Origin of the sequence: Rathayibacter sp. VKM Ac-2835 (assembly GCF_013266705.1) — a bacterium.
Lineage (GTDB): Bacteria > Actinomycetota > Actinomycetes > Actinomycetales > Microbacteriaceae > Rathayibacter.
In genome coordinates this window covers 215750-237565 of record NZ_JABSNQ010000001.1, presented here as the reverse complement: position 1 = coordinate 237565, position 21816 = coordinate 215750, and the positions used below count along the sequence as shown (strand labels likewise).

Sequence of the window (21816 nt, the reverse complement as noted above, 5' to 3'; positions counted from 1 at the left end):
GTCGTCGTTCGCAGCGGAGCGTCAACCGCCGACGGCCTGGCGTGCGCTGTCGAGTCCGGAGGAGAAGGCGTCCTCGGAGGTCACGTTCCCGGACTCCAGCTCGACCAGCGCGCCGGAGAGCGCCGCGCCGATCACGCCGGTGTCGGGTCCGTTCACGAAGGACGGGAACTGCTCGACGGACGTGGCGATGACGTCGCCGATCTTCGAGTCGCCGAAGAACGGGTCCGTGTAGGCACGGACGCTCTCGCTCTCGAGGGCCTCCGTCGCCGCCGGGAAGGTGCCCGACGTGGCGAAGTGGTCCTCCTGGCCCTCGGCCGACATCATCGTCTCGATGTACTGCCAGGCCGCCTCGGGGTGCTCGGCGCGAGCGGGGATCGCGATGACGCTGCCGCCCCAGTTGCCGCCGACACCGGGGACGGTGGTGACCCGCCAGTTCCCGGCGGTGTCGGGGGCGTCTGTCTTGATGCCCTGCAGGATCCACGAGGGAGCGACGGTCACCGCGAAGGCGCCGTTCGCGCGCCCGGGGCCCCAGCCCGACGAGAACGCGGCGATGCCGGCGCTGATGCCGGCGTCGTGCGCCTGCACGGCGGTGTCGAAGGCGTCCTCGACCTGCGGGTTGGTGTCGTAGACGAGCTCGCCGTCGGAGGAGTAGTACTTCTCGGTCACCTGGTTGATGGTGGAGTAGAAGACGCTGGTCTCCACGTTGTCGACGAAGGGCTTGCCGGTCGCGGCGGTGTACTTCTCGCCGGTCGCGAGGAAGCCGTCCCAGTCGCTCCAGAGCGCGGCGACCTCGGCGGGATCGGTCGGCAGCCCGGCCTGCTCGAACAGATCGGCGCGGTAGGCGAAGCTCAGGCCGCCGACGTCGGTCGGGATGCCGACGACCGAGCCGTCCTGGGCGGTGCCCGCGTCGGCGGCCCAGCCCAGGTAGGAGGCGTCGAGGTCGTCGCCGCCGAGGGTGCGCAGGTCGAGGAAGTTGGCGCTGTTCTCGACGAAGCGCGGCAGGTCGTCGCCCTGGATCATGACGAGGTCGGGCACCCTGCCGCCCGCGAGCGCGGCGGTCAGGGCGGTGGCGGTCTCCTGGGAGGAGCCGACCTCGGTCAGCTTGACCTTCGCGTCGGGCTTCTTGGCCAGGTACTCGCTGACGTTGTCCTTCGCCTGGATGCCGGTGAAGGACCAGAACTGGACCTCGGCGTTCGGATCGTCGGACGCGCCGCCGCCGCCGCTCGAGGAGCAGCCGGTCAGGGCGAGGGCGACGGTGGCGACCGCGGCGGCCGCGGTCAGGATTCTTCTTCTCACGGGGGAGTCCTCTTCATCGGGGAGTCGCGGTGGTGCCCCGCGCGCAGGCGGGAGAACGATCTCTACATCGACGCTAGCCCGTGCTCTCCGCCCTGTGCAACACCTGTCGGCCTCGCGAGAGTTCGATCTCCCGCTGGGGACCCCCGAGCCACCGTGGATCTCGGCGTCGGTGTCGAGCAGCTCCTCCTGACGGGCGGCCGCCGGGCCGGGCGTCGATTCCGCGCCACGCCCGTGAGCGCCGATCCGGTGCTCAGTACTGTGCTGCCGTGCCTCTGCTCCCAGCCCTGATCCGACGCCGTCCCGAAGCGACCACCCACTCTCGATCCTCCGTCAGGAGCCGTGGCGCGATGCTCCTTCCGAGCGTCGTCGTCGCGGCGCTCGTCGGCTTCAGCGCGCTCTTCACCGCGAGCGGTGCTGCGGCGATGCCCGGCGGTGACCTGCTGCGGCCGTCCTCGTTCATGCTCGTGAAGGATCCGATCACCGGCTCCGTCTACGAGTCCTGGGAGGTGGCACCCGGAATCGCGGTCGCCGCCCGGCCTCCCGAGGGCGGACAGACGGAGTCGCCGCAGGCGGGACTGCGCACCTACTGGCTCGTGCGGTCGATGATCGACCAGCTGCGGTCGACGGAGCCCGCGAGGAGTCTCGTGGAGGCCGTCCCGGATCTGCTGGGGGCGAAGAAGGCGAACGGCAATCGGTTCCTGGACAGCGACGGCAACCTGTCCAGCGTGCGGGTCCTGATCGCGCCGGCCGCCCGGTGGGTATCGGTGGCGCTGAACAGGGACGAGGCCGTCGGCGGCGGGGGCTCCGACAGCGTCCTGCACTTCGACCCCGACCGCGCCCTGTCCTACTTCGACTCCCAGACGGGCGAGATCCGCCTGTTCTCGCCGACGGTCGTCTTCGCCCACGAGCTCTACCACTCCGTGCAGTCCCTCGCCGGCGCGAACATCGACCGCAGCACCGAGGCGGTCGTCGCCACACCGCTGCGATCCGGAGACCTGCGCTCGCCGGGAACGACGGAAGCCGAGCGGGACCTCTCGATCAGGGTCTCGGAGCTGGTGACGACCGGTGGCGCTCGGGGCCTCGAGGCGGTGAAGCACGCCGGCCTCGCAGGCGGCGAGGGCAGCGACGGGGAGTTCGAGGCGTCGGACTTCGAGCGCGTGGCCAATCCCTACCTGGCGGGGGCACTCGACCGTGCAGAGTTCGACGAGTGGACTGCGAAGGACGCTCCGCCTCACGAGCAGGAGGCTCTGGCTCGCCGCAAGCAGGCCATCGACCGGCTGGTGACGCAGCATCCCACCGAGGTCAGGGTGGCTGCGGCACTGAACCTCCCCACACGCAGCGAGTACACCGCGATGAGGCGAGTGATCGGTACCGGCGCGGCGATCAGCTCGGTCGGAGTGTTCGAGGTGCGCGGGCCACTCGGGACGGAGGATCTTCTCCATCCCCTCGAGTCGGCGAACCTCCGCCTCGAGCGGTCCCTCGAGGACGTCTGGGCGGGGAAGAGCGTTCCCCTCGCGGGACCTCCCGCCGCGACCTCCTCTGCCCAGGAGTGCGTCCTCTGCGAGGTGACCGCGAAGGAGGAGAACCGGAACACTGTTCCGGCCGCGGGCCGTGCAGAGGGCGAGAAGGCTCCGGTCGCCGTCGAGGGACCGAGCTCGAGCAGGGATCCGGCTGCAGGCGTCGCTCCGGAGGCCGAGAAGCCACCGGTCGTCGCTCCGGAGGCCGAGAAGCCACCGGTCGCCGGTGAGGGGTCGAGCGCCGGGAAGGCTCATCCGGCGGCCCCCTCGCAGGAACGAGCGCCGACGCGACCTCAGCCCTCCCGACCGCACGCGCCGACGCACCACGGTCGCCACTGAGTGGCTGCGCGAGGCTCGGCAAGTCCGGCGACGCGGGCGCGGGCTGCCGGGTGAACGACGACGGGCGGGTCGGACGCGCGAGCGTCCGCTCCGCCCGCCGTCGTGCGGGTCGGGCTGCGGTCAGCCGATGTGGCGCAGGAAGAGCGCTCCGAGCGGGGGCAGGATCAGCTCGGCCGAGGCGGGGCGCCCCGCCCACGGCTCGTCGCGGGCCTCGACGGCACCGAAGTTGCCGACGCCCGAGCCGCCGTAGATCTCGGCGTCCGTGTTGAGCAGCTCCTCCCAGCGGCCGGCCTCGGGGAGGCCGACGCGGTAGCCGTGCACCGGCGAGCCCGAGAAGTTGACGATCACCGCCACGGAGCGGCCCGCCTTGTCCTTGCGGAGGAACGAGATGACGTTCGGCGCCGCGGCGCCCCCGTCGATCCACTCGAAGCCGGCCTGGTCGTTGTCGAGCTCGTTCAGCGAGGGGACCTCGCGGTAGAGCCGGTTCAGCTCGCCGACGAGGCTCCACAGCCCGCGGTGGCTGGGCTGGTCGAGGATCCACCAGTCGAGGCCGCGCTCCTCGGACCACTCCGAGTACTGCCCGAACTCCTGGCCCATGAAGAGCAGCTGCTTGCCGGGGTGCGCCCACATGAACGCCAGGTAGGCGCGGACGTTCGCCAGCTGCTGCCAGTGGTCGCCCGGCATCTTCTGAATCAGCGAGCCCTTGCCGTGCACGACCTCGTCGTGGCTGATCGGCAGGACGAACTGCTCGCTGAACGCGTAGACGAAGGAGAAGGTGATCTCGCCCAGGTGGTACTGGCGCCAGAGCGGGTCGTTCGCCATGTAGCGCAGCGAGTCGTTCATCCAGCCCATGTTCCACTTGAGCCCGAAGCCCAGCCCGCCGGAGACGGTGGGCTGGGTGACGCCGGGCCAGCTGGTGGACTCCTCGGCGATCATCATGATGCCGGGGTAGAGCTTGTAGGCGGTGGCGTTCACCTCCTGGAGGAAGCTGATCGCCTCGAGGTTCTCCCGGCCGCCGTGCTCGTTCGGCAGCCACTCGCCCTCCTTGCGGGAGTAGTCGAGGTAGAGCATCGACGCCACGGCGTCGACCCGGAGGCCGTCGACGTGGAACTCCTCGAGCCAGAACAGCGCGTTCGCGACGAGGAAGTTGCGGACCTGGGTGTGTCCGAAGTCGAAGACGTAGGTGCCCCAGTCCATCTGCTCGCCGCGGCGCCAGTCCGGGTGCTCGTAGAGGGGCTCGCCGTCGAAGCGGGCGAGCGCGAAGTCGTCCTTCGGGAAGTGCCCGGGCACCCAGTCGACGAGCACGCCGATCCCGGCCTGGTGCAGCCGGTCGATCAGGTACTTGAGGTCGTCGGCGGTGCCGAAGCGGCTGGACGCGGCGTAGTAGCCGGTGACCTGGTAGCCCCAGGAGCCGCCGAACGGGTGCTCCGCGAGCGGCATGAACTCGACGTGGGTGAAGCCGAGCGTGGTGACGTACTCGATCAGCGGATCCGCGAGGTCGCGGTAGCCGAGACCGGGCTTCCAGGAGCCGAGGTGCATCTCGTAGACGCTGATCGGCTGGGTGTGCGGGTCGACGCTCGCGCGCTGCTCCATCCAGCCGGCGTCGCTCCACTCGTGGTGCGAGACGGGGACGCGCGAGGCGGTCGCCGGCGGCACCTCCGTCGCACGGGCCATCGGGTCGGCCTTGCGGACCCATCGTCCGTCGCGCGAGAGCAGGTCGAACTTGTAGGGCGCGCCGGGCTCGATGCCGGGCACGAAGATCTCCCAGACGCCGTTGACGCCGAGGTTGCGCAGGGCGTGGCCCTCGCCGCTCCAGTCGTTGAAGTCGCCGACGACGCGGACGGCCTGGGCGTGCGGTGCCCAGACGGCGAAGGAGGTGCCCCAGACGCCCTCGTGCTCGCGGTGCCGCGCGCCGAGCGCCTCCCAGAGCCGCTCGTGCCGGCCCTCGCCGATCAGGTAGAGGTCGAAGTCGCCGACCGTCTTCGAGAACCGGTACGGGTCCTCGGCGGTCCAGGTGGAGCCGTCGCCGTAGTGCGCCTCGACGGTGTAGGCCTGCGGGTCCTCGTCGTGGACGCCCTGCCAGATCCCGTCGTGCAGGTGCTCGAGCTCGACCCGGACACCGCCGGCCAGGACGGCCGTGACGGCGTCGGCGAGCGGGCGGCGGATGCGCACCACCGCGCCGCCCCCGGGCAGCGGGTGCTGGCCCAGGACGTCGTGCGGGAGCGCGTTGCTGCCGGTCGCGAGCTGCTGGAGGACCCACTCCGGGAACGCGGGCAGCGCGTCGACGTCGGAGTCCGGCGCTGCGGCGGCGGGGGAGTCGTCAGCCGGAACGGTCGGCTCCGGCGGAGTGAGCGGCTCGGGGCCGGCGGGCGCTGCGATCGGCTCCGGCGGCGTGAGCGGCTCGGGGATCGCGGACGCCGTGGTGGGCTCGGGCGGCAGGAGCGGCTCCGGCGGTGCGACGGGCTCGGGCGGGGTGAGCCGCTCGGGCGCGGCGGACGTCTCCTCGGCCGCGGGCTGCGCGACGTGCGCGCCGGTGGTCGTCGCCGAGCTCGTGCCCGTGGTGACGACCGTCTCCGTGCGCGGCTCGATGTCCGCCGCCTCGACCGGGCTGCCGGCCTCCGCGGGGACGGCGCCCTGCGCGGGACCCGTCGTGTCCGTGCTCTCTGCCGGGTTCGTGCCGTCGTTCTCGGGAACCGTCATCGTCCGTCCGCCTTCACGCTCAGGATGTGCACGGGCTCGACGAAGGAGTCGAGCCGCACGTAGTTGTCGCTGCCCCAGGTCCAGACGGCACCGGTGATCAGGTCCTCGACCTCGTAGGTCGAGCTCCAGTCCAGGCCGAGGGACGGCAGGTCGATGTGCACCGTGGTCTCGCGCGCCGAGTGCGGGTCGGTGTTGACGACGACCAGGAGGGTGTCGTCCGCACCGGTGCCGGTGAAGGCGCGGTCCAGGTGCTTGGAGTAGACGAGGATCGCGTCGTCGTCGCTGCCGTGCACCTGCAGGTTGCGGCGCTGGGCGAGCGCGGGGTGCGCCCGGCGGATCTCGTTGAGCCGGGCGATGTACGGCGCGATCGTGGTCCCGTCGGCGTCGGCCGCGGCCCAGTCGCGCGTCTTGTACTCGAACTTCTCGTTGTCGATGTTCTCCTCGGCGCCCGGGCGCGCGACGTTCTCGATCAGCTCGTAGCCGGCGTAGACGCCCCAGAGCGGCGAGGCCGTCGCGGCGAGTGCGGCGCGGACCTTGTAGGCCGAGCGCCCGCCGTACTGGAGGTACTCGGTGAGGATGTCCGGCGTGTTCACGAAGAGGTTCGGCCGCATGTAGTCGGCCGTCTCGTGCGAGATGCTCGTGAAGAACTCCTCGAGCTCCTCCTTGGTGTTGCGCCAGGTGAAGTACGAGTACGACTGCTGGAAGCCGACCTTGCCGAGCGCCCGCATGATCGCCGGACGGGTGAACGCCTCCGCGAGGAAGACGACCTCGGGGTTCTCGGCGTTGACCTCGTGGATGATCCACTCCCAGAAGTCGAGCGGCTTGGTGTGCGGGTTGTCGACGCGGAAGATCTTCACGCCGAGCGAGATCCAGTACCGCAGGACGCGCAGCGCCTCCTGGCGGATGCCCTGCGGGTCGTTGTCGAAGTTGATCGGATAGATGTCCTGGTACTTCTTCGGCGGGTTCTCGGCGTAGGCGATCGAGCCGTCGGGGAGCGTCGTGAACCACTCCGGGTGGCTCGTCACCCAGGGGTGGTCGGGCGAGGCCTGCAGCGCGAAGTCGAGCGCGAGCTCGAGGCCGGCCGCGGTGACCGCGTCGTGGAACGCGGTGAAGTCCTCGACCGTGCCGAGGTCCGGGTGGATCGCGTCGTGCCCGCCCTCGGGGGCGCCGATCGCCCACGGCGAGCCGGGGTCGTCCGGGCCGGCGTCGAGCGTGTTGTTCGGGCCCTTGCGGAAGTTCCGGCCGATCGGGTGGATCGGCGGCAGGTAGAGCACGTCGAAGCCCATCGCCGCGACGGCGGGGAGGCGGTCGATCGCGGTGCGGAAGGAGCCGGAGGTGACGCTGCCGTCCTCGTGCCGCACGGCGCCCTCGGAGCGCGGGAAGAACTCGTACCAGGCGCCGACGCCGGCGCGGGTGCGCTCGACGTGCACGGTGCGCGGGTCCGAGACGCTCGCGAGGCTCATCACGGGGCGCGCGGTGAAGGCGCCGTGCACGGCGGCGTCCTCGGCGGCGGCGAGGCGCGCCTCGGGGGAGAGCGACTCGTCCGCCACGGTGGCGGCGGCGTCGGAGAGGAGGGAGCGCTCGGCCTCGGAGCGGGCGTCGTCCCCGGCCGCGGTGCGGAGGAGGCCCTCGCCGATCGCGAAGGTGACGTCGATGTCGAGGCCGGCCGGGATCTTGACCTCGGCGGTGTGCAGCCAGGTCGCCCAGTCGTCGGCGAACGCGCGGATGCGGTACGTCCAGTCGCCCTCGTCGTCGAGGAGGACGAGGCGCCCGTAGCGGTCGGTGCCGGTCGCGATCAGCGCCATCCGGTGCTCGGACTCGGCGCCCGCGGGTGAGGTGAGCAGCAGGTCGACCCCGATCAGGTCGTGCCCCTCGCGGAACGCCGTCGCGGCGAACGGGACGACCTCGCCGACGAAGGCCTTCGCGGGCCAGCGGTCGTCCTCGAGCCGCGGCTGCGGGTCGATGATCGGGATGCGCTCGGCGCGCACCCGGTAGCCGGAGCCGCGCGGGGCGGTCTGCTCGGCGGTCTCGGCCGCGGTCTCGGGAGACGTGGCCGCGTCGGCCGTCCCCGGTGCCACGGGCGCCTGCGCCGCCGAGGCCGGAGCGGCCTCGAGTCGATCCTCCGCGACAGGTGCTGCCGAGTCCGCTGCCGGGGGAGTCGGCGCCGCGGGAGTCTCCTCCCCGGCGGCACCTCCCCGAGCCGCTCGTCGTGCGTCCTTGCCGTGCGGAGCCTTGCCGAAAGGTGTCTGAGCCACGTCACGACAGTAGCGACCGGCGGTGCCTTTGGCACGCCGGTTGCGAAGGCCCGCGCCGCTGTGCAAAAGGGCCCGCGCCACGGCCGACGGCGCCCGCGGGCACTCCGCTACAGTGTGCGAGCGCGAGCGCCGCGGCTGTCCGCAGGGGGTGCTCGCCGGGGTCCGCCGGCGCCGGAATCCGCCGCTCGCCGGGGTCCGCCGGTCGTCGTCTCCACCGGTCGTCGCATGAGCAGAGAGTCGAGGAGTGCCGTGAAGGCCATCCGCCGCTTCACCGTCCGATCCGTCCTGCCGCCCGAGCTGTCCGCGCTCGGCGAGCTGGCGGGCAATCTGCGCTGGGCCTGGCACGAGCCGACCCGGCGCCTGTTCGAGCGGGCCGATCCGGAGCTGTGGCGCAGCGGCACCGGGGACCCGACCGCCCTCCTCGGCGCGATCGCCCCCGAGCGCCTCGCCGAGCTCGCCCGCGACCAGGGCTTCGTCGACGACGCCTGGCGCCTGCGCGACGAGCTCGAGCGCTACCGCACGGAGCCGCGCTGGTACCAGTCGCTGCCGGAGTCGGCACCGCGCTCGATCGCCTACTTCTCGCCGGAGTTCGGCATCGCCGCCGCGCTCCCGCAGTACTCCGGCGGCCTGGGCATCCTCGCGGGCGACCACCTCAAGGCCTCCTCGGACCTCGGCGTCCCGCTGACCGGCGTCGGCCTCTTCTACCGCTCGGGCTACTTCGCCCAGGGCCTCTCCGCCGACGGCTGGCAGCTCGAGTCCTACCCCTCGCTCGACCCGGACGGGCTGCCGCTGCGGATGGTGCGGATGGCCGACGGCTCCGCGGCGCGGATCGTGCTGGCCCTGCCCGACGGGCGGGCGCTGTACGCCCGGGTGTGGCGGGCCGAGGTGGGCCGGGTGACCCTGCTGCTGCTCGACACGGACGTCCGCGAGAACGAGGACGCCCTGCGCACCGTCACCGACCGGCTCTACGGCGGCGGCGGCGAGCACCGCCTCCTGCAGGAGCTGCTCCTGGGCATCGGCGGCGTGCGCGCGCTGGAGCTGTGGGCCGAGGTCTCGGGCACGCCGCTGCCGGAGGTGTTCCACACCAACGAGGGGCACGCCGGCTTCCAGGGGCTCGAGCGCATCTCCGGTCTGATCGGCTCCGGTCTCGACTTCGACCAGGCGCTGCAGGTCGTGCGCGCGAGCACCGTCTTCACCACGCACACGCCGGTGCCGGCGGGGATCGACCGCTTCGACCGCGGCATGATCGAGCAGTACTTCACCACCGAGCTGCTGCCGGGCGTGCAGATCGAGGACGTGCTGGCGCTGGGCTCCGAGTCGCCGACGGGCGGTGCGAGCGACGTCTTCAACATGGCGTTCATGGGCCTCCGGCTCGCGCAGCGCTCGAACGGCGTCTCGAAGCTGCACGGCGAGGTGAGCCGCTCGATGTTCTCCGGTCTCTGGCCGGGCTTCGACACGGCGGAGGTGCCGATCGGCTCGGTGACCAACGGCGTGCACGCGGCGACGTGGACCGATCCGATCCTCCGCGACCTGGCCCGCGACCGGCTCGGCACCGACGACACCACCCGCGCCGACTGGGCCTCGGGCGCCCTGAGCGACGGCGAGCTCTGGCAGGCGCGGCGGTCGATGCGGGAGCAGCTGGTCCGCGACGCCCGCACCCGCGCGGCGCGCTCCTGGCGGGAGCAGAACCCGGGCGGCCTCACCCCGGCGTGGCTGGACGAGCTGCTCGACCCGGACGTGCTCACGATCGGCTTCGCCCGGCGGGTCCCCACCTACAAGCGGCTGACGCTGATGCTGCACGACCCGGAGCGGCTGCGCGCGCTGCTGACGCACCCCGAGCACCCGATCCAGATCGTGATCGCCGGCAAGTCGCACCCCGCCGACGAGGAGGGGAAGCGGCTGATCCAGAAGCTGGTCCGCTTCGCGCAGGAGCCCGACGTGCGCCGCCGGATCGTCTTCCTGCCCGACTACGACATCGCGATGGCGCAGCTGCTCTACCCGGGCACCGACGTCTGGCTGAACAACCCGCTGCGCCCGCTCGAGGCCTGCGGCACCTCCGGCATGAAGGCGGCGCTGAACGGCTCGCTGAACCTGTCGATCCTCGACGGCTGGTGGAACGAGTACTTCGACGGCGAGAACGGCTGGGCGATCCCGTCCTCCGACCGCGACCTCGACCCGGAGTCGCGCGACACGCTCGAGGCCGACGCGCTCTACGAGCTGCTCGAGAGCGAGGTCGTGCCGCGCTACTACGAGCGCGACCACGACGGAGTGCCGCGCCGCTGGGTGCGCTCGATCCGGCACACGCTCGCCACGCTCTCGCCCGAGCTGTCGGCCGAGCGGATGGTGCGCCAGTACGTCGAGGCGCTCTACCACCCCGCCGCCGAGGCCGGGCGCGAGATCGCGGCCGATCACTTCGAGCCGGCCAAGGAGCTGTCGGCCTGGAAGCAGCGGGTCCGCGCGGGCTGGCCGGGCGTGGCCGTCGCCTCCGTGGAGTCGGGCGGCATCGACGCGGTGCCCCAGCGCGGCGACCGGCTCGCCCTGCGCGCGGGCGTCCGGCTCGGCGAGCTCTCGCCCGAGGACGTCACCGTGCAGGTCGTCTCCGGCACCACCGCCGCGGACGGCTCGCTCGTCGACGTGCGACTGCACGAGCTCGAGGTGGCGGAGGAATCGGGTGCGGTCGTGCCCGCCGACGCGGTCGGCCGCGTGCCCTACGCGGGCGAGATCGTCCTCGACCGCAGCGGCTCCTTCGGCTACACCGTGCGCGTCGTGCCGCGGCACCCGCTGCTCGCCCGCTCGGCCGAGCTCGGCCTGGTCGCGGCCGCCGGCTGACGCGCCCCCATGCTGGTCGAGTAGCCGCGGAGCGGCGTATCGAGACCCGCCCTTCAGATGACGGTGGATCTCGATGCGCCCTCTGCGAGGGTCACTCGATCAGCATGTCTCGATACGCCTTCTGCGCGGGCTGCTCGATCAGCATGAGGGGCGGCCGCCCCGCTCAGCGCGCGATGTCCGCCAGGGTCGCGTCCGTCGCGGCGACGAGATCCGCCGGGGCGAGCTCGATGTCGAACCCGCGCCGCCCGCCCGAGACCAGCACGGTGTCGTACAGCTCCGCCGTCTCGTCGAGCACCGTCCGGTGCCGCGTCTTCTGCTCGATCGGCGAGATGCCGCCGAGCACGTAGCCGGTGCGCCGCTGCGCGAGCGCGGGGTCGGCCATCGCCGCCCGCTTGCCGCCGACCGCCGCCGCGAGCTCCTTGAGCCCCAGCGACCCGGTCACCGGCACGATCCCGACGACCAGCTCGCCGTCGACGTCGACCAGCAGCGTCTTGAACACCCGCTCCGGCTCGACCCCGAGCGCCTCGGCCGCCTCGGTGCCGTAGCTCGCCGCCCCGGGGTCGTGCCGGTACTCGCGGGGAACGAAGGCGATCCCCGCCGCGGTGAGCGCGAGCGTCGCCGGAGTCCCCGGTCCGCCCTTCATCGGCTCGCGGCGGCCGGACGCGGGCCGTGCGCGGCGAACAGCTGCATCGAGGTCCCGGCGACGCGGACGACCTGACCCGGCTCGAACGACTCGCCGTGCTCGAGTGGCACCGACTCCTCGCTGCTCCACAGCCGGGTGTAGCCGGTGACGCCCTCGCTCTCGGCGAGGACGACGGAGGTGTCCGCCTCGACGCCGTGCACGATCAGCAGGACGCGGTCGAACTCCTCCGTCTCGGGGGTGGAGGCCGCGAGGTACTGCAGCGTGCGGTTCTCCGCGGAGGTCCAGTCGTGCTCGGACATCGTCCGCCCGTGCGCGTCGAACCACTGCATGCTCGTGGCGCCCGGCGTGACCGCTCCGCCGCGCCCGTAGTGCGAGGGCCGGAGCGCCGGGTGCTCGCGGCGCAGCCGGATCAGCGTCCGCGCGTGCTCGCGGAGCTCGAGCTGCCAGTCGCTGCGACCGTCCCAGCGCAGCCAGGTGAGGTCCGAGTCCTGGCAGTAGGCGTTGTTGTTGCCGCGCTGACTGCGGCCGAACTCGTCGCCGGCCGTGATCATCGGGATGCCGGCCGAGAGCAGCAGCGTCCCGAGCAGGTTCCGCATCGCCTTCCGCCGGCCCTGGTTGACGCCGTCGTCGGTGGTCGGGCCCTCGAAGCCGTGGTTGAAGGAGCGGTTGGTGTCGGCGCCGTCGCGGTTCGACTCGCCGTTGCCGATGTTGTGCTTGACGTTGTACGAGACCAGGTCGGCCAGAGTGAAGCCGTCGTGCGCCGTGACGAAGTTGACGGACGCGAGCGGCCCGCGCTCGGCCGAGAAGGTGTTCGACGAGCCGGAGAGCCGCGTCGCGAAGCCGCCGATGCCCACCGGCGCCGTCCCCGCGCGGCGGGCGTAGTCGATGTCCGAGAGCCAGAAGTTGCGCGCGCGGTCGCGGTAGCGGTCGTTCCACTCCGACCAGCCGTCCGGGAAGTTGCCGGTCTGCCAGCCGCCCATGCCGACGTCCCAGGGCTCCGCGATCATCTTGACGTCGGCGAGAGCCGGGTCCTCGACGGCCGCGCGCAGCAGCGGGTGGTCGCGCTGGAAGTGCGCGATCTCGTCCCGCCCGAGGGTGGCGGCCAGGTCGAGGCGGAAGCCGTCGACCCCGACCTCCTCGGACCAGTAGCGGAGCGAGTCGAGCACCAGGCGCTGCGCGACGGGACGGCCGAAGTCGATCGTGTTCCCGCAGCCGGTGACGTCGATGTAGTGGCCCTCGCCGGTCTGGCGGTAGTAGGACGCGTCGTCGATCCCGCGCAGGCTCGAGCGCGGACCCTGCGGCCCCTCCTCGGCGGTGTGGTTGTAGACCACGTCGAGGATCACCTCGAGCCCGGCCTCGTGCAGCAGCTTGACCATGCCCTTGAACTCGCGCAGCACCGCGGTGGGGCCCCCGCGCTGAGCGGCGGGCGAGGCGTAGGCGGCATGGGGGCTGAAGAAGTTGAGGGTGTTGTAGCCCCAGTAGTTGGTGAGCCCCTGGCGCAGCAGGCGCTGCTCCGAGACGAAGGCGTGCACGGGGAGGAGCTCGACGGCGGTCACGCCGAGATCGAGGAGCGACTGGACGGTCGACTCGTGCGCGAGACCGGCGTAGCTGCCGCGCAGCTCGACGGGCAGCGCCGGGTTGAGCTTGGTGAGGCCCTTCACGTGCGCCTCGTAGAGCACGGTGCGGTCCAGCGGCGTGCGCGGCTTCGCGGAGGAGCCCCAGTCGAAGGCGTCGTCCACGACGACCGATCGCCACTCGTTCTCGGCGACCCGGTGCAGTCCGCGGGAGTACGGCTCGAGCAGGGGGACCCGGGGGTCGAAGCGGCCGGGGACGCCCGAGGGCCCGTCGACCTTGATCGCGTAGCGGCGGCCGACGGTCAGCTGCGCCGCCCGGGCGGACCAGACGGCGTCGTCGCCGCGCGTCAGCGGGACGGTGCGGGTGACCCAGCTCGAGTCCTTCTCGTCGTAGAGCAGCAGGTCGATCGCGGTGGCGTGCTCCGACCAGACCCGCAGCTCGCCGCCCTCCGCGTCCACGACGACTCCGAGGCGGGCCAGGGAGTCGCGTGTCTGCATGCGACCTACAGTAGTGAGGGGCCGGAGACCTCCTCCGCACCCCGGACGCGGGACGGAGGACGCCATGATCTATCTCGACCACGCCGCGACCACCCCGCTCCGGGCCTCGGCGCTCGCCGCCTTCGCCGAGGCGTCCGCGCAGCCCGGCAACCCGTCCTCGGTGCACGGCTCCGGCCAGGAGGCGCGGCGCCGGCTCGAGGACGCCCGCTCTGCCGTCGCGCTCGCGCTCGGCTGCGAGCCGATCGAGGTGATCCTCACCGCGGGAGGAACCGAGGCGATCAACCTGGCGCTGAAGGGCCTCTACTGGCAGCGCGCCGCGGAGTCCCCGGCGCGCACGCGCATCCTGGTGCCGGCAGGCGAGCACCACGCCACCATCGACAGCGTCGAGTGGCTGGCCGCCCACGAGGGTGCCCGGATCGAGTGGCTCGAGCTCGACGCCGAGGGGACCCTGCGGCCCGAGACGCTCGAGGCGGCGCTCGCCGCGGACCCCGGCTCGGTCGCCCTCGTCAGCGCGCTCTGGGTGAACAACGAGATCGGCACCATCGCCCCGGTCGCCGAGCTGGCCGCGGTCTGCGCCCGCGCCGGCGTCCCGCTGCATCTCGACGCCGTCGCGGCGCTCGGTCACGTCCCGCTCGAGATCGCGGCGGTGCGGCGCGCCTCCGGCTCCCGCGACGGCGCGGGCCTCGTCGCCGTCAGCGTCTCCGGGCACAAGGTCGGCGGGCCGATCGCGACCGGCGCGCTCGTCCTGGCCCGCGACGCCCGGGTGGTGCCGGTCCTGCACGGCGGCGGCCAGCAGCGCGGGGTGCGCTCCGGGACGCAGGACGTCCCCGGTGCGGCGGCGTTCGCGGCGGCCGTGACGGAGGCGGTCGCGGAGCTGCCCGGGGAGGCGCTCCGGCTCGCGGCCCTGCGCGACCGCCTCGTCGCGGGGATCCTGGCGGCGGTCCCCGGCGCCACGCTCACGGGTCCCGCCGTCGACTCCGGCCGGCGGGTGGCGACCAACGCGCACCTCGCCTTCCCCGGCGCGCAGGGCGACTCGCTCCTCTTCCTCCTCGACATGGCCGGCGTCTCGGTGTCGACGGGCTCCGCCTGCACGGCGGGGATCCCCGAGCCCTCGCACGTGGTGCTGGCGCTCGGCCGCAGCGAGGACGAGGCGCGCGGGGTGCTCCGGATGACGCTCGGCTGGACCACGACGGACGCCGACGTCGACGCACTGCTGGCGGCGCTGCCGGACGCGTACGCGCGCGCCGCCCGAGCCGGCCTGTCCAGCCGCGTCGTGCTGCCCGGCTGACGCCGCGTTGGCGCGATGCCGGCGCCTGTCCGTTGTGCCGGCCCTGGTCCGTTCTGCAGGTGCCGGTCCGTTCTGCAGGCGTCCGGCGCGAGTCGCCCGATCCTCCGTGCAGGTCCGCGCCGAACGCGCCCGATCGCCTGCAGACCGGACGCGACCGGGGACGGACCGCCGCGAATCGCGCACACCGCACGCCCGCCGCCCGCTCGTAGACTCGGACGGTGAAGGTTCTTGCGGCGATGAGCGGTGGAGTGGACTCGGCGGTGGCCGCGGCCCGCGCGGTGGAGGCGGGGCACGAGGTGGTGGGCGTGCATCTCGCGCTGAGCAGGATGCCCGGCACACTGCGCACCGGCAGCCGCGGCTGCTGCACGATCGAGGACTCGATGGACGCCCAGCGCGCAGCGAACGTCCTCGGCATCCCCTACTACGTGTGGGACTTCTCCGAGCGGTTCAAGCTCGACGTCGTCGACGACTTCGTGGCCGAGTACGCCGCCGGCCGCACCCCCAACCCCTGCATGCGCTGCAACGAGCGGATCAAGTTCGCCGCGCTGCTGGAGAAGGCGCTCGACCTCGGCTTCGACGCCGTCTGCACCGGCCACTACGCCTCCCTCGAGACCGCGGCCGACGGCAGCCCCGAGCTGCACCGCGCGAGCGACGAGGCGAAGGACCAGTCCTACGTCCTCGGCGTGCTCACCACCGCGCAGCTCGAGCACTCGATGTTCCCGCTCGGCTCGACGCCGTCGAAGGCGGTCGTCCGGGCGGAGGCGGCCCGTCGCGGCTTGAGCGTCGCCAACAAGCCGGACAGCTACGACATCTGCTTCATCCCCGACGGCGACACCCGCGGCTGGCTCTCGGAGCGCGTCGCGCCGGAGACCGGCGCGATCGTCGACCGCGACGGCGCCGTGGTCGGGGCGCACGAGGGAGCGCACGGCTACACCGTCGGCCAGCGCCGGGGCCTGCACCTCGGCGTGCCGGCGCCGGACGGCCGACCGCGATTCGTCCTCGAGGTGCGGCCGAAGACCAACGAGGTCGTCGTCGGCCCGCGGGAGGCGCTGCGCATCGGCGAGATCGCCGGCTCGCGGTTCACCTGGGCCGGTGCGGCGCCCGAGGACGCGACGACGCCGTTCCGCTGCGACGTGCAGATCCGCGCGCACGCCGACCCGGTCCCGGCGACCGCCGTGGTGTCGGAGGTCGATGGAAAGGTGGAGCTCGTGATCACTCCCGACTCGCCGCTCGACGGCGTCGCCCCCGGCCAGACGGCCGTCGTCTACCTCGGCACCCGCGTGCTCGGCCAGTGCACCATCGACCGCACGGTCGCGGCCGACCTCGTCGGCGCCTCCGCGAGCGGGGCGGTGCTCTGATGGCCCCGACGCCCGAGGCCGGCGCGACTCCGGCGGCGGACCTCGATCCGGCGCAGCGCGTCGACGAGCTGCGCGCGCGGATCCGCTCCGCGAGCGAGGACTACTACGCGGCCGACGCCTCGCCGCTGTCGGACGCCGAGTACGACGCCCTGGTCCGCGAGCTCGCCGAGCTCGAGACGGCGCACCCCGAGCTGGCCAGTGAGGACTCGCCGACGCAGACCGTCGGGGGAGTGGTCGCCGCCGGTCTCGACCCGATCGACCACGCCGAGCGGATGCTCTCGCTCGACAACGTGTTCTCGGCCGAGGAGCTGCGCGAGTGGTGCGACAAGACCGTCGCCTCCGCCGCCCGCCCGGTCGCCTGGCTGACCGAGCTCAAGATCGACGGCCTGGCGATCTCGCTGCACTACGAGAACGGCCGCCTCGTCACGGCCGCGACCCGCGGCGACGGGCGCACCGGCGAGGACGTCACCGTCAACGCTCTGCGCGTGGCCGGCATCCCGCAGCAGCTGGCGGGCGAGGGCCACCCCGCGCTGGTCGAGGTCCGCGGCGAGGTCTTCATCCCCGTCGCCGAGTTCGCGGCGCTGAACGCCCTGCAGGAGACCCTGCGGGACGAGGCCGTCGAGGAGGCGCGCGAGCGCTGGTCGGCCCGGCCGAGCGCCACCCGCAAGCCCTTCGACGAGGAGCGGGTCCGCGACAGCGCCCTGCGCCGCTTCCCCACCTTCGCCAACCCGCGGAACGCGGCGAGCGGCGGTCTCCGCCAGCAGCTCGACAAGAAGTCCGGTCTCGACCTGCGCGCCGGCGAGGCGCGGGTCGGCTCGCTCGCGCTCTACGTGCACGGCATCGGCGCCTGGCCCGACCCGCCGGTGCAGAGCCAGTCCGAGGTCTACGGACTCCTCGCCTCGTGGGGGCTGCCGGTCAGCGCGCACAACCGGGTGTCGGAGTCGGTCGACGACGTCCTCGCCTTCGTCGAGAAGTACGGGCGCGAGCGCCACTCGGTCGAGCACGAGATCGACGGCGTCGTCGTCAAGGTCGACGAGCTGGAGCTGCACGACGAGCTCGGCGCCACCAGCCGCGCCCCGCGCTGGGCGATCGCCTACAAGTACCCGCCCGAGGAGGTGCACACCAAGCTCCTCGACATCGTCGTCAGCGTCGGCCGCACCGGCCGCGCCACGCCGTTCGCGCAGATGGAGAAGGTCAAGGTCGCCGGCTCCGAGGTGCGCCAGGCGACGCTGCACAACGCCGACGTGGTCAAGGCCAAGGGCGTGCTCATCGGCGACACCGTCGTGCTGCGCAAGGCCGGCGACGTCATCCCCGAGGTGCTCGGCCCCGTGGTCGAGCTGCGGGACGGCAGCGAGCGCGAGTTCGTGATGCCGACGCAGTGCCCCGAGTGCGGCACGACCCTCGCCCCCGCCAAGGAGGGCGACGTCGATCTGCGCTGCCCGAACGCCCGCTCCTGCCCCGCGCAGGTGCGCGGTCGCGTGGAGCACATCGGCAGCCGCGGCGCGCTCGACATCGAGGTGCTCGGCGAGGTCACGGCGGCGGCCCTGACGCAGCCGTTCGTCCCCGCGGAGCCGCCGCTCGACACCGAGGCGGGCCTCTTCGAGCTGCGGATCGAGGACGTCTTCCCGATCGAGGTCGTCGTCCGCGACAGCGAGACCGGCCTGCAGAAGCTCGACGACCGCGGCGAGGCGAAGGTCGTCGGCCCGTTCAAGCGCAAGCGGCAGAAGCGCGACGGACCGTTCGACCCGGAGGCGGAGGTCTTCGGCGGCGACGCCGAGTACGTGCCCTCGACGACAGGTCTCGCGCTGATCGCCAACATCGAGAAGGCGAAGACCTCGCCGCTCTGGCGCTTCCTGGTCTCGCTCAGCATCCGGCACGTCGGTCCCGTCGCCGCCCGCGCCCTGGCCGGGCACTTCGGCTCGCTCGACGCCATCCGCGCGGCCAGCCGCGAGGAGCTCGCCGCGGTCGACGGCGTCGGCGGCATCATCGGCGACGCGGTGCTCGCCTGGTTCGAGGTCGACTGGCACGCCGAGATCGTGGACCGCTGGGCGAAGGCCGGTGTGCAGTTCGCCACTCCCGGCCACCCCGGCCCCGGTGCGGCCGACGCGGCGGGCGGCGTGCTCGCCGGCCTCACGGTCGTCGCGACCGGCTCGCTCGAGGGCTACAGCCGCGAGGGGGCGCAGGAGGCGATCCTCGCCGCGGGCGGCAAGGCCGGCTCGAGCGTCTCGAAGAAGACGCACTACGTCGCCGCCGGTCCCGGCGCGGGCAGCAAGCTCGGCAAGGCGGAGGCGCTCGGCGTCCGGATCATCACCGCCGCGGAGTTCCACCTGCTCGTGACCGAGGGACCCGAGGCGATCGCGCTGCCCGAGGACGCGGCCACCGACGAGGCGGCTGCCGACGCGCCGGCCGCCGAGAGCCCCGACGCGCCAGCCGCCGAGAGCCCCGACGCGCCGGCCGCCGAGGTCACCGACGTGCCCGCCGCCGAGGAGACCCCCGACGCGGATGCCTGACCGCCCCGGCGAGGAGCGGCGGGCGTTCCTCCGCCGCTCCCTCGCCGAGGCCGCCTCGACCGCGCTCGACGCCGCGGCTCGGACGGCGCCGCTGAGCGCACGGGAGCGGGCCGCCGCCGCCGCGCTCGCCCGGATCGACCACCTCGTCGTCCTCTCCTTCGCCGGCCGTCCGCGCCGTCAGATCCTCGGCTCCGTCGACGGCGAGGCGGGCACCGGCTTCTCCGGCGGCACCGAGTTCTCCGGCAGTACCGACGAGGTGATGACCGCCCCCGGTCCCGGCACTCCGGGCGACCGCTTCGACCCCGCGATGCTCCCCGTGCACACCCTGCTCGCGCGCTCGTTCGCGCGCGCCGACCACTGGCGCGCGGACGGCCGCGATCCGCTGCGCGCACTGCTCCACTCGGCTCGGGACGCGGGCACCCCGTGGTCGCTGGTCGTCGACGACCGCCAGGGCGTCTCGAGCACCCTCCTCGCCGATCCCGACTGGCCGCACCGCGACCCCTCCGCGGTCGCGGACGCCGGAGGGGCACTCCTCGCACTCTCCGGTCTCGCCGAGGCGGCTGCCGCCGGCTCCCTCTCCCATGTCGTCCTGGTCGAGCCGCGCTCGCTCGTCGACCCCGCCGACTTCGCCGCCGCGGACGACCCGAGCGCCGCGCGGTCCGCGGACGCGCGCAGCGCCGAGCGGCTGCTGCACGAGACCGTCGACGCGGTCCGGGCCGGGGAGTCGGCCGGCCGCCGGGTGCTGCTGCTCGTCATCGCGCGTGGGCGGGCCGATCGCCCCGGGGACGTCCCGGCCCTCCTCGTCGCCTCGAGCGCGCGGCCGGGCGACCGCCTGAGCGCCGCAGTCGGTCCGGCGACCCCCGCCCTCCTGCACCGCGCCCGCTTCGCCGGGGACCGCCGGGCTCTGGCGGACGACGGCGTGCTCGCCGTCGCCGAGGCGCTGTCCGGAGCCGCCCGGCCGCTGTCGCGCTTCCCGCGCACCGCGCCGGCGTTCGCACCGGAGAACCGGGACCGCTCGATCGCTCCGGCTCTCGCCTCCGCCCTCGCTGCGGCGGGCGTCCCCGCGGAGCCCGGCGACGCTGATCACGCCCTCACCCTGCTCCGAGCGGCCGTCCCGGGCGCGTCGCTACACTCCCCGCAGGCACGGATCCGCGGCACGCGGGAAGGGCGGAGCGCATGAGCGGCACCGACGGCGGCACCACCACCGGCACCGACGGCACCTCCCCGGACCGCGGCCCCCGCTCCCGCTCCCGCCGCCGCTTCCTCGCCGGCAGCGCCGTCGCCGGCACCGTCGCCGCGGCCGGCCTCACCGGAGGAGCGATCGGCGCCGCCGTCGCCTCCGGTCGCGACCGCGAGGCCGAGTCGCCCCTGCCCGAGCGCAGCGAGCCCGGCTTCGACCACGTCGTCGTCGTGATGTTCGAGAACCGCTCCTTCGACAACATCCTCGGGCAGCTCTACGCGACCGACGGCCCTCCGGCGGGTGAGACCTTCGAGGGCCTGCAGACCGGTGAGCACTCCAACACGACCGCCGCCGGCGACACCGTCGCCGCGCACGTCTACGAGGGCGCGACCGACACGGTGATGCGCCAGCCCGATCCCGACCCGGGCGAGGAGTACCCGCACGTCAACACCCAGCTCTTCGGCACGATCGACCCGCCGTCCAACGCCGGGGCGTCCGTCGGCGCGATGACGGCTCCCTTCAACGCGCCCGCCGACACCTCCGAGCCGACGATGAGCGGGTTCCTCGAGGACTACGTGCAGAACCTCCGCCACCTGAAGAAAGGCGAGGACCCCACCCGCGAGGAGTACGGCACGATCATGGGCGGCTTCTCAGCCGGCATGCTCCCCGTCTTCTCGACCCTGGCCCGCGAGTTCGCCGTCTTCGACCACTGGTTCTGCGCCGTCCCCTCGCAGACCTTCTGCAACCGCTCGTTCTTCCACGCGTCGACCTCGCACGGCTTCGTCACCAACAAGCACGGCGGCGGCTACGAGAAGTGGCTGGCCGACGACCTCGCCGATGCGCCGACGGTCTTCAACCGCCTCGAGGACGCCGGGAAGAGCTGGCGGGTCTACTTCGACGCGCTGCAGGTCGTCTCCTACACCGGCTTCCTGCACGCCCCGGTGCTCGAGAAGTACTGGAGGACCAACTTCGCCCCGATGGAGCAGTTCTACGCCGACGTCGAGAACGGCGAGCTGCCCGACTACGCCTTCGTCGAGCCGCGGCTCGTCTTCGACCACAACGACATGCACCCGCCGACCGGCGTCCTGCACGAGGACGAGGTCGACGGGCAGCCGCTGTACGACAGCGCGCTCTCGGACGTCCGCGCGGGGGAGCTGCTGCTGCACCAGGTCTACTCGGCGATCCGCGAGAGCGCGTCGACGACCGGCTCGAACGCGATCAACACGCTGCTGCTGGCGACCTTCGACGAGCACGGCGGGCTCTACGACCACGTGCCGCCGCCCGCCGCGACCCCGCCCGGCGACGGCCGCGAGGGCGAGATGGGCTTCGGCTTCGACCGCCTCGGCTGCCGCGTGCCGGCGATCGCGATCTCCGCTTACACCCGCGCGGGCACGATCCTGCACGACGAGATGCACCACGGCGCGGTGATCCGCACGCTCAGCCGCCTGCACGGGCTCGAGCCGCTCACCGCGCGCGACGCGGACGCGCCCGACCTCTTCGGCGTCGTCACGCTCGACACCCCGCGGCAGATCGACGACTGGCCGACCACCGTGCCCCAGTACCTGCCGCCGAATCCGGAGGCGACCCCGCCGCACCCCGCGAACGCGAACAGGGACAAGCCGCTCAGCCCGCCCGCCGTCGGCCTGATGGGCCTGCTCCTCGCCCGCTACGGCGAGCCCGGCGACGACCTGCCGACCACCTACCAGGGCGCCTACGAGGCGCTGCTGAAGCACGGCACGAGCCTCTTCGGCACCGGCACGGCCGCCGCGTCGCCCACTCCGCCGCCCGGAGCCTGAGCGGAGGGAGCGCCGGCGCCGCTGGCTAGACTG

12 protein-coding genes are annotated in these 21816 nt (G+C 73.2%); 7 read left to right on the top strand and 5 right to left on the bottom strand.

Translation table 11 applies throughout. The features are described from left to right. Window positions 1–21: 21 nt before the first annotated feature. A complete protein-coding gene (locus tag HRK28_RS01060; protein WP_173250163.1) occupies window positions 22–1296 on the bottom strand; it encodes an extracellular solute-binding protein in 1275 nt (424 codons plus the stop codon). A 347-nt stretch (window positions 1297–1643) separates the two neighbouring features. Here HRK28_RS01060 and HRK28_RS01055 point away from each other — a divergent pair, with 347 nt between their 5' ends. Continuing rightward, window positions 1644–3152 carry a hypothetical protein gene (locus HRK28_RS01055; protein WP_173250162.1) on the top strand — a complete coding sequence of 503 codons (1509 nt, stop codon included), beginning with the start codon at window positions 1644–1646 and terminating at the stop codon, window positions 3150–3152. 120 nt (window positions 3153–3272) lie between these two features. Here HRK28_RS01055 and glgB read toward each other — a convergent pair whose 3' ends face one another. Further along, on the bottom strand, window positions 3273–5852 hold the full coding sequence (glgB, locus tag HRK28_RS01050; protein WP_217274374.1) for a 1,4-alpha-glucan branching protein GlgB: 2580 nt from the start codon (window positions 5850–5852) through the stop codon (window positions 3273–3275). Then, window positions 5849–7819 (bottom strand): alpha-1,4-glucan--maltose-1-phosphate maltosyltransferase, encoded by a 1971-nt coding sequence (locus HRK28_RS01045; RefSeq protein WP_244231839.1) that lies wholly within the window; start codon window positions 7817–7819, stop codon window positions 5849–5851. The genes glgB and HRK28_RS01045 overlap by 4 nt, the downstream gene beginning before the upstream one ends. Window positions 7820–8356: 537 nt before the next feature. On the opposite strand from HRK28_RS01045, the gene glgP reads away from it, so the two are divergent. After that, the gene (glgP, locus tag HRK28_RS01040) at window positions 8357–10936 is read left to right on the top strand and encodes an alpha-glucan family phosphorylase (protein WP_160088987.1); all 2580 of its coding nucleotides are present in this window, start codon (window positions 8357–8359) and stop codon (window positions 10934–10936) included. A gap of 163 nt (window positions 10937–11099) precedes the next feature. On the opposite strand, the gene ybaK is transcribed toward glgP, so the two are convergent. Both ybaK and glgX read right to left on the bottom strand, forming a co-directional pair. Then, entirely contained in the window at window positions 11100–11579 is a 480-nt protein-coding gene (ybaK, locus tag HRK28_RS01035) for a Cys-tRNA(Pro) deacylase (protein WP_173250161.1), read from the bottom strand. Next, on the bottom strand, window positions 11576–13651 hold the full coding sequence (gene glgX / locus HRK28_RS01030; RefSeq protein WP_173250160.1) for a glycogen debranching protein GlgX: 2076 nt from the start codon (window positions 13649–13651) through the stop codon (window positions 11576–11578). The genes ybaK and glgX overlap by 4 nt, the downstream gene beginning before the upstream one ends. Window positions 13652–13715: 64 nt before the next feature. On the opposite strand from glgX, the gene HRK28_RS01025 reads away from it, so the two are divergent. The 5 genes from HRK28_RS01025 (at window position 13716) to HRK28_RS01005 (ending at window position 21783) form a co-directional block, all read left to right on the top strand. Further along, window positions 13716–14939 (top strand): cysteine desulfurase family protein, encoded by a 1224-nt coding sequence (locus HRK28_RS01025; protein WP_173250159.1) that lies wholly within the window; start codon window positions 13716–13718, stop codon window positions 14937–14939. A 218-nt stretch (window positions 14940–15157) separates the two neighbouring features. Next, entirely contained in the window at window positions 15158–16297 is a 1140-nt protein-coding gene (gene mnmA / locus HRK28_RS01020; protein WP_173250158.1) for a tRNA 2-thiouridine(34) synthase MnmA, read from the top strand. Next, window positions 16297–18807, top strand: a complete 2511-nt coding sequence (gene ligA, locus HRK28_RS01015) for an NAD-dependent DNA ligase LigA (protein WP_173250157.1) — start codon at window positions 16297–16299, stop codon at window positions 18805–18807. Before mnmA ends, ligA begins: the two co-directional genes overlap by 1 nt. Beyond that, entirely contained in the window at window positions 18800–19987 is a 1188-nt protein-coding gene (locus tag HRK28_RS01010) for a hypothetical protein (RefSeq protein ID WP_173250155.1), read from the top strand. The genes ligA and HRK28_RS01010 overlap by 8 nt, the downstream gene beginning before the upstream one ends. Beyond that, on the top strand, window positions 19984–21783 hold the full coding sequence (locus HRK28_RS01005) for an alkaline phosphatase family protein (RefSeq protein WP_173250153.1): 1800 nt from the start codon (window positions 19984–19986) through the stop codon (window positions 21781–21783). Before HRK28_RS01010 ends, HRK28_RS01005 begins: the two co-directional genes overlap by 4 nt. Window positions 21784–21816: the final 33 nt, after the last annotated feature.

Coding starts and splice junctions, on each gene's coding strand:
- HRK28_RS01010 (WP_173250155.1), top strand. CDS start 18,800: ATGCCTGACCGCCCCGGCGAGGAGCGGCGGGCGTTCCTCCGCCGCTCC.
- ligA (WP_173250157.1), top strand. CDS start 16,297: ATGGCCCCGACGCCCGAGGCCGGCGCGACTCCGGCGGCGGACCTCGAT.
- glgB (WP_217274374.1), bottom strand. CDS start 5,852: ATGACGGTTCCCGAGAACGACGGCACGAACCCGGCAGAGAGCACGGAC.
- ybaK (WP_173250161.1), bottom strand. CDS start 11,579: ATGAAGGGCGGACCGGGGACTCCGGCGACGCTCGCGCTCACCGCGGCG.
- glgX (WP_173250160.1), bottom strand. CDS start 13,651: ATGCAGACACGCGACTCCCTGGCCCGCCTCGGAGTCGTCGTGGACGCG.
- HRK28_RS01005 (WP_173250153.1), top strand. CDS start 19,984: ATGAGCGGCACCGACGGCGGCACCACCACCGGCACCGACGGCACCTCC.
- HRK28_RS01025 (WP_173250159.1), top strand. CDS start 13,716: ATGATCTATCTCGACCACGCCGCGACCACCCCGCTCCGGGCCTCGGCG.
- HRK28_RS01055 (WP_173250162.1), top strand. CDS start 1,644: ATGCTCCTTCCGAGCGTCGTCGTCGCGGCGCTCGTCGGCTTCAGCGCG.